Raw genomic sequence first — 7,878 nt, 5'->3', positions numbered from 1 at the left:
ACGGTGGCGGGGGCGAGTTCCGGAAGGTCGAAGTAGCCGCGGATCTCGCCCTGCACCGCCCGCGGCTCGCGGCGGGCGTCGACGACGGCGACGAACTCCTTGCGCTGGAAGATCTCCATCACCGGCTTGGTCTTCTCGTGGTAGTCCCGCAGCCGCACCGCGAGCGCCTGGGGGTTGTCGTCCGGGCGGCTGCGCAGCGCCGCGCCGCAGACATCGCAGGTGTCGGGAACGATCGGCCGGCTGGCGATCAGGTTGTAGTCCAGACCGCAGCGGGAGCACAGCCGGCGGGCGAGCACCCGCCGGTAGACCTCCTCGTCGGGCAGGTCCAGGTAGATGACGCCGTCGATGTCGTAGCTCTCCAGGAAGAACTCGGCCTGCCGGGCGTTACGCGGGAAACCGTCGATGATGAAACCGTAGTTCCAGTCATGCTGGTCGAGCCGCGTGCGCACGACCGCCTCGACCAGGTCGTCGCCCACCAGCCGGCCGGCGGCGACCGTCCGCTTCACCTGGGCGCCGAGCTTCGTGTGGTTCGTGACATTCCAGCGGAACACGTCACCGACACTGATGTGGACCAGGTCGAAATCCCGCGCCAGCATCGTCGCCTGGGTTCCCTTACCGCTGCCCTGCACTCCCATGATGACGAACTTGCGCACGAATCCCGCTCCCGCTCCGTCTCGAGTCACCGGCCCACGGTGTGTCGGCCAACCCGTGGTTGTCCGGACGTTCTCCGCCGGTACCAGGTCCGTCCGACGACCGTATCCGGCAATCGACGGGCGACGCCGGCACCGACCCTGGTCGGCTGGCGCGTGGGGAACACCACGTCCCGTCCGCGGGACGTCCGTCCCTTGCCAGCCAGGGCCACCCACACCGAACGGCCAGCCGGCGAGACCCGTCTCACGCCGTGGCACTGGCACCCCCGCGCCCGGCGCCGCCACCCGCGGTCACCCCACGCCGACCCGTTCGCCGTCCGCGCCATACCGCTGCCGGCCGGCGAGGGGGACCGAGGCAGGATGGAACCGGGACCGGTGGGGTGGGGACGGCCACGCGGGTGGCGAGCTCGCCGGCCCCGAGAGGGGAAAACGCGGTGTCGAGGGGAGTGCGGCGGGTACTCGCGGCGGTGGCGGCGGCCGCCACCATGACAGTGGGTCTCGTGGCCTGCAGTTCGCACGACAGGACGGTCGATCCACCCGCCGAGATCGTGGTGAACCGCGGGCAGAGCTCGGCCACCCCCTTCCGCACCGCCGCCGACGGTGAGGTCCTGCTGGACGTGACCACCGCCGCGCCCGGCGTCTCCTGGGGCTCCCCCGGCAGCGAGTCGGCCGTGGTGTCGCTGTTCGTCGACAACACCTACGCCACCGACATCGTCATTCCCGCCTCGTTCCCCATCCGGCGCAGCCTCGCTCTCGGCCGGCTGGCCAGGGGCGAGCACACCCTGCGGGTCGCGTTCGCCGACGACCGCTCCGCCCAGGCCGCCACCTCGGCCCGCCTGACCAGCCTCACCTACCGCACCGTCGCCGCGCAGGACGCCTCCTACCAGGCCCTCGCCCACGCACCCGTCGTCTACGGCCGCACCGGCGCCGTGACTCCCGACGCCGCCGCGGCCACCCAGGGCAGCACCACCGGGGGCACCGCGGCCACCGGCACGGCCGCCGCCGCCGGGGGACCGTTCCAGAACGCTGTGGACGACACGCCGCTGCTCGCCTTCCACTCCGAGGCGCCGACCGCCGTCGCCGGGCACCGGCTGCTCACCTACTCGATGGTGTGGAGCAACGAGGACGGTGGCAGCACCACACCCGAGCTCATGGCCCAGTGGGGTCGCACCACCGACATCGAGTGGATCTACCAGGTGGAGATCAACGCCGCCGGCGCCGCGGTTCCCGGTAGCGCGCTCATCCAGGGTCCGGAGCACACCACGGTGCCGTTCACCGGACGCTACGAGGGCACCCATCCCGTGCTCGGCACCTGCACCTCGAACAACACCATGTGCCCGAACCCGGACGCCCGGATGCGCTTCGCGCTGTCCACCGCCGACACCCTCGACCCCGCCGCCGAGGCCCGCGAACGCGAGCTGGACGCGAACCCGTGGACCTACTGGGTGATGGCCCAGGAGGTGCAGCGCGAGGGCAAGGTCGACAACGACAAGACACCGAACTCGACGACCAGGATCAGCGACCCGCGCAACTACGTGTATCTGATCATTCGTAAGACGACGGTGGGCCCGCCGAACACCGACGACAACTGGGTCGGTGTGTCCGTGGGCGTGCGGCTCTCCGGCAGCGCCCAGACCTACCGCAGCGCCAAGGTGTATCCGATCTGGGCGCTGCGCCGCGATGTTCCGGCCGCGACCGCCATCGAACTGCCCGCCGGCACCGTCGCCGAGGACATCGCCTCCATCGAGGCGACCCGCGTCGTCGGCGCCGGACGCGACCTCGGCGCCCGCGTCCAGGTCGAGTCGATCGAGCGGGCCTTCCTGCTCGGCCCGAACGGTCAGCCCCAGCAGTCGTTCCTGTTCACCCCGTCCAGGGCGACCCTCACCCCGGCCGCGCCCACCGCGGTCCTGTTCCGTCGTCCCACCGGCCCCTCCTGACGGCCTGAGCCGCCCGCGGCCGCCGGGGGCCACCCGAAGGTGCTACCCGCGCCCGTCGGCGGAGACGGATCGCACCGGGACCGGGGGGCATCCCCCGCGCGCCCGCGCACGGGGGCACGGGGGATGGCGTCCCGTGGTGCTCAGAGGCCGGTGCTGAGCTCGGCGAGCAGGCCGTGGTCGCCGAGCACGGCGAGGTCGGGATGGTCGAAGGGCACCCGGCCCCACAGGGCGAGCAGCACCGGTCCCGCGGGACCGCGCAGCGCCGCGTCGCCCCGGGCGTGCTCGCGGTGGACCTCGAACGCGCCGTCGGCCCACCGCACCAGCCACTCCCCACCCGGCGCGGTGTCGGTGAGATGGACGTGCACGCTCGCCGCGTCCCGCGGGACGCGCGTCCGGGCGATCCCCGGCAGCAGGACGGTGAGCAGTTCGTCCACGCCGTCGGCGGCGACCGCGGCGGCGGGCAGCCGGGTCCGCCCGGTGGCGGTGTCGGCGTCCCATCGGTGCACGACGAGCTCATGGGCGAGCCGGCGCGACCAGAAACCGGCGACGGCCGGGGCACCGGTGTGGTTCCAGGCGGGCAGGTCCGGGTCGGTGTCCCGCAGGGCGGCCAGCACATCGGTGAGGGCCTGCCAGCCGAAGGCGATCAGCTGTGCGTCCTCGGTCGGCGCGGGCGGGTTGCGCGGCGGGGGGTCGGTCGTCCCGCGCGGCACGGCGACACCGACCCCGTGCAGCAGGCGTGCCACATGGCGCAGCAGTCGGCGGGAACTCCAGCCCGGGCAGGACGGGACCTCGGCGTCCAGGTTCGTCGACGTCGACCGCAGCAGCGCCGTACCCTCGGTTTCGATGATCGCGAAGTAGTCCACCGCCCGAGTCTGGCAGCACCGCCCCCTCTGGCGCTTCGGCTCAGCGGGCCGGGAGCTGGCCGTTCGCCGGGATGATCTGCGCGGGCGCGCCGATCTGCGCGGCGAGCCGGGCCCAGTGGCCGTCGGCGGTGTTGAGCGCCTCGGTCGTGCGCGCCAACAACACCGTGGGCGGGAGCGGGGTGCCGTCGAAGAGGTTCCCGCAGGTCGACACCGCCTGGGCGTAGGCCGCGGCGCCCGCGTTCCAGGTCTGCCCCGCCGTGCTGGTCACCGGCGGTGCGCCGGCGCCGGGAACGCCGTCGACGATCGTGCCCAGCCGCTGGCAGGCCGGCCTGAGTTCGAGGCCGTTGGCGGCCTGGATGTCCGCGCGGACCACGCCCACCGCCGTCACGATCTCGCCGCGCAGCTGCGCGGTGCCGGCGTACCAGGCGTCCAGCTGGCCCTAATCGGTCGGCGGCTGAGGCTGCGGTGGCTGCGCCGCGGCCTGCGGCTGGCTGGCCGTGACACCGGAACCCTCGCCGGCGCCGGCGAGGGCGAGGGCGACGCGGGGCGGGCTCGGGGCACCGGCGGTGGCCTGCGGGTCACCGCCGCCCACGACGAGGTAGACCGTGGTGACCGCGGCGACGCCGACGACGGCGAGGATCGCCAGCCCTCGGCGGCGTTCCGGCCCGGAGAGTTCCTCCCAGGTGCGGTACTGATGGCGGCGGCGCACGGATCCCCCCCGTGGTGAGAAGTAACGACTGAACAGACGCGCGGCCTGGCGACGACGTTGCGCCGCCTGCCGTTGTGATCGCGCCCAGCCGCCGGCCACCCCGATCCGGGGACTGCCCTCCCCCATCCGGGCCAGACCTGGCGGGTCTGGTCACGGCCCGGCCGAACGGGTACCCACGCCTGCCCCGTCCGACCAGCTCACACTTTCCGGCCGGGCCGGCGGCCACACTCACGCGTATATCCGATGAACAACCTCAAAACTATCTCCCACGTCAAATCCCAATTATTAAGCACAATGCGGACGAAAAGTCGCACTAAATGTGGGGGGAACGCATGATCGACGTGGCACCGGTCTGGTGGGAGTCCCCCGCGCTGCCGAACACGGCCGACGACACCTCGGCCGAAGCCTGGTCGGTGGTGGTGCTCGGCGGCTCCGGCGAGCGGATCCGGGGCGTCGTGGGGCCGTTTCGGGCCCCGGAACACGCCCACCGCTACGCCCGTGACGAGGGGCTGCGCCGCTGGCTCGTGGTCCCGGCGCTGTGCCTGACGATGCCCGCCGGTCAGGCGGCCGCGGGAGTCGCCGTGTTGTGAGCCACCGACCCCTTCGGACCGCCCGAGGCCGACGAACGGCCGACCACAGGGCAGAATCAGCGTCCATGTCGGAACGACGGATCGAGAACTATCTCATCGACATGGACGGCGTTCTCGTCCACGAGGAACATCCCATTCCCGGCGCCGACGCGTTCATCGCCGGCATTACCGCCGCGGGCCTGGGCTTTCTCGTACTGACGAACAACTCGATCTTCACCGCGCGGGATCTGTCGGCCCGGCTCGCCCGCTCGGGCCTGATCATCCCCGCCGAACGCATCTGGACGTCGGCGCTGGCCACAGCCCTGTTCCTGCACACCCAGCGGCCCGGCGGGTCCGCCTACGTCGTCGGCGAGGCGGGTCTGACCACCGCCCTGCACGAGGTCGGCTACGTTTTGAGCGACCGCTCGCCGGACTACGTCGTCCTCGGGGAGACCCGCACCTACAGCTTCGAGGCGATCACCCGGGCGATTCGGCTGGTCCGCGGCGGGGCCCGCTTCATCGCGACCAACCCCGACCCGACCGGACCGTCCGTCGAGGGCCTGCTCCCGGCCACCGGCGCCGTCGCGGCGATGATCACCAAGGCGACCGGGATCACCCCGTACTTCGTCGGCAAACCCAACCCGCTGATGATGCGCAGCGCCCTGAACACCCTGTCCGCGCACAGCGAGACCACGGTCGTCATCGGTGACCGGATGGACACCGACGTCGTCGCCGGTCTCGAGGCCGGGATGGACACCGTCCTGGTGCTGTCCGGCATCACCGGCCGGGCCGACATCGAACGCTTCCCCTACCGCCCGACCGCGGTCGTCGACAGCGTCGCGAAGCTGCCCGTCGGCCGGGACGTCCACACCATCGACGGCGCCCTCACCCCGGCCGACAAGGCCTGATCAGCCGCCGGTGGCCGCCACACCCACCGGGCAGGAGACCCCGGTGCCACCGAGACCGCAGTAGCCGTGCGGGTTCTTGGCATCGGAGAGGTACTGCTGGTGGTACTCCTCGGCGTAGTAGAACGTGCCGGCCGGGGCGAGCTCGGTGGTGATCGCGCCGAACCCGGCCGCGGCGAGAACCTCGGCGAAGGCGTCCCGGCTGGCGGCGGCGGTCCTCGCCTGCGCGTCGGAGGTGGTGTGGATCGCCGAGCGGTACTGGGTGCCGACGTCGTTGCCCTGACGCATGCCCTGGGTCGGGTCGTGGCCCTCCCAGAACACCTTGAGCAGCTGCTCGTAGGTGACCTTCGCCGGGTCGAACACGACGAGCACGGCCTCGGTGTGCCCGGTCAGCCCGGAGCAGGTCTCCTCGTAGGTGGGGTTCGGCGTCGACCCGCCGGCGTAGCCGACGGCCGTCGTGTACACGCCGGGCACCCGCCAGAACATCCGCTCGGCGCCCCAGAAGCAGCCCAGCCCGAACACGGCCGTCTCCAGACCGGCGGGGAACGGACCGGTGATCGACGTGCCGAGCACCGTGTGCGGCACGTCACCGACGAGGATGGGACTGTCCCGCCCGGGCAGCGCCTGCTCCGGGGTGGGAAGAGCGGTCTTGTGGCGACCGAAGATCATGCGGTGACACCTCCCATGAAGGTCACCTGTGACAACCACTCGCCCGGCCCGAACGTTCCCGCGACCCGGTGTCCCGCGGGACGTCGGCGTTGGGACGCACGACGTCCCGCGGGACGGCAGGACCGTCGGGCTACAGGACCGTCGGGCTACAGGACCAGGTCCTCGAGCATCGTCGTCACCAGCGCGGCGATCGGCGAGCGCTCGGACCGCGTCAGCGTGACGTGGGCGAACAGCGGGTGACCCTTGAGCGTCTCGATGACCGAGGCGACACCGTCATGCCGGCCGACCCGCAGGTTGTCCCGCTGGGCCACGTCGTGGGTGAGCACCACCCGCGAGCCCTGCCCCAGCCGGGACAGCACGGTGAGCAGCACCCCACGTTCCAGCGACTGCGCCTCGTCCACGATCACGAACGCGTCGTGCAGGGAGCGACCCCGGATGTGGGTCAGCGGCAGCACCTCGAGCATGCCCCGGTCGACGATCTCCTCGATCACCTCCGGGGAGACCAGCGCCCCGAGCGTGTCGAACACCGCCTGCGCCCACGGGGCCATCTTCTCGTTCTCGCTGCCGGGCAGGTAGCCGAGTTCCTGCCCACCCACCGCGTACAGCGGACGGAAGACGACGACCTTGCGGTGCGCCCGCCGTTCCATCACCGCCTCGAGCCCCGCGCACAGCGCCAGCGCCGACTTGCCGGTGCCGGCCCGGCCACCGAGCGAGACGATCCCGACGTCCGGGTCGAGCAGCAGGTCGAGGGCCACCCGCTGTTCGGCGGAGCGACCGTGCAGGCCGAAGGCGTCCCGATCACCACGGACCAGGCGGACCTGCTTGTCCGCGGTGACCCGGGCGAGCGCCGAGGCGCTGCCCCCCGAGGTGGTGAGCACCAGCCCGGTGTGACACGGCAGATCGGCCGCGGCCAGGATCTCGGTGTACTCCCGGGAGTAGAGCCGGTCGAGGTCCTCCTGGTCGACGGTGAGCTCCGCCATCCCGGAGAATCCGGTGTCCACCGGCGACAGGGCCTGGTACTCCTCTGCCGGCAGGCCCAGGACCGAGGCCTTCACCCGCAGCGGAAGGTCCTTGGTGACCAGCACGACCTCGTGGCCCTCGGCGGCCAGGTTCATGGCCACACAGAGGATCCGCGAGTCGTTCGTGTCGACCCGGAACCCCGGTGGAAGCACGGCAGCATCGGTGTGGTTGAGTTCCACCCAAAGCGTTCCCCCGTCCGCCAGTGGGATGGGCTGGTCGAGGCGACCATGCCGGATGCGCAGGTCGTCCAGGAGGCGCAGGGCCTCCCGGGCGAACCAGCCCAGTTCCGGATGGTTACGCTTCCCCTCCAGCTCACCTATGACGACGAGGGGGAGCACGACATTGTGCTCCGCGAACCGCAGCAGCGCGCCCGGATCAGAAAGCAGCACGCTTGTGTCGACGACATGCGTTCGTGGCACACGCCCACCCGCTTACTCGGAGGTAGTCCGGGACCAGCCCCAACAGGGACCGGGCACCGGCCTCCTAGTGTAGTCGCACCTGCGGCACCGAGGGGCCTCCCGAGAGGTCCGGCACTATGCCGGACCTCGGCTTAGAC

9 protein-coding genes are annotated in these 7,878 nt (G+C 71.9%); 3 read left to right on the top strand and 6 right to left on the bottom strand.

The features are described 5' to 3' along the window. Window positions 1-653 (bottom strand): adenylate kinase family protein (locus G6R24_RS15915; protein WP_163550031.1); only part of this gene is annotated, 653 nt, incomplete at its 3' end. A 431-nt stretch (window positions 654-1,084) separates the two neighbouring features. On the opposite strand from G6R24_RS15915, the gene G6R24_RS15910 reads away from it, so the two are divergent. Next, on the top strand, window positions 1,085-2,587 hold the full coding sequence (locus G6R24_RS15910) for a hypothetical protein (RefSeq protein ID WP_163550030.1): 1,503 nt from the start codon (window positions 1,085-1,087) through the stop codon (window positions 2,585-2,587). A gap of 140 nt (window positions 2,588-2,727) precedes the next feature. On the opposite strand, the gene G6R24_RS15905 is transcribed toward G6R24_RS15910, so the two are convergent. From G6R24_RS15905 to G6R24_RS22565, 3 genes are read right to left on the bottom strand one after another with little or no spacing between them, the layout of a single operon-like run. After that, window positions 2,728-3,450, bottom strand: a complete 723-nt coding sequence (locus tag G6R24_RS15905; protein WP_163550029.1) for a maleylpyruvate isomerase N-terminal domain-containing protein — start codon at window positions 3,448-3,450, stop codon at window positions 2,728-2,730. A 40-nt stretch (window positions 3,451-3,490) separates the two neighbouring features. After that, window positions 3,491-3,829 carry a hypothetical protein gene (locus G6R24_RS22570; RefSeq protein WP_225438598.1) on the bottom strand — a complete coding sequence of 113 codons (339 nt, stop codon included), beginning with the start codon at window positions 3,827-3,829 and terminating at the stop codon, window positions 3,491-3,493. Between the two features lie 60 nt (window positions 3,830-3,889). Then, window positions 3,890-4,285, bottom strand: a complete 396-nt coding sequence (locus G6R24_RS22565) for a hypothetical protein (RefSeq protein WP_225438597.1) — start codon at window positions 4,283-4,285, stop codon at window positions 3,890-3,892. Window positions 4,286-4,491: 206 nt separating this feature from the next. Here G6R24_RS22565 and G6R24_RS15895 point away from each other — a divergent pair, with 206 nt between their 5' ends. Continuing rightward, a complete protein-coding gene (locus tag G6R24_RS15895) occupies window positions 4,492-4,749 on the top strand; it encodes a hypothetical protein (protein WP_163550028.1) in 258 nt (85 codons plus the stop codon). A gap of 65 nt (window positions 4,750-4,814) precedes the next feature. Continuing rightward, window positions 4,815-5,636, top strand: coding sequence for an HAD-IIA family hydrolase (locus G6R24_RS15890; RefSeq protein WP_163550027.1), 822 nt, complete (start codon window positions 4,815-4,817; stop codon window positions 5,634-5,636). On the opposite strand, the gene msrA is transcribed toward G6R24_RS15890, so the two are convergent. Both msrA and G6R24_RS15880 read right to left on the bottom strand, forming a co-directional pair. Next, window positions 5,637-6,302: a peptide-methionine (S)-S-oxide reductase MsrA gene (gene msrA / locus G6R24_RS15885; protein WP_163550026.1), complete on the bottom strand. Its 666-nt coding sequence runs from the start codon at window positions 6,300-6,302 to the stop codon at window positions 5,637-5,639. It abuts the gene before it with no gap. A gap of 146 nt (window positions 6,303-6,448) precedes the next feature. Then, complete coding sequence (locus tag G6R24_RS15880; protein WP_163550025.1) at window positions 6,449-7,741, bottom strand: PhoH family protein; 1,293 nt, start codon at window positions 7,739-7,741, stop codon at window positions 6,449-6,451. Window positions 7,742-7,878 lie beyond the last annotated feature (137 nt).

The organism is Candidatus Frankia nodulisporulans, assembly GCF_902806475.1.
Lineage (GTDB): Bacteria > Actinomycetota > Actinomycetes > Frankiales > Frankiaceae > Frankia > Frankia umida.
The sequence above is the reverse complement of the archived record's forward strand: the minus strand, read 5'-3'. Positions and strand labels throughout refer to the sequence as shown.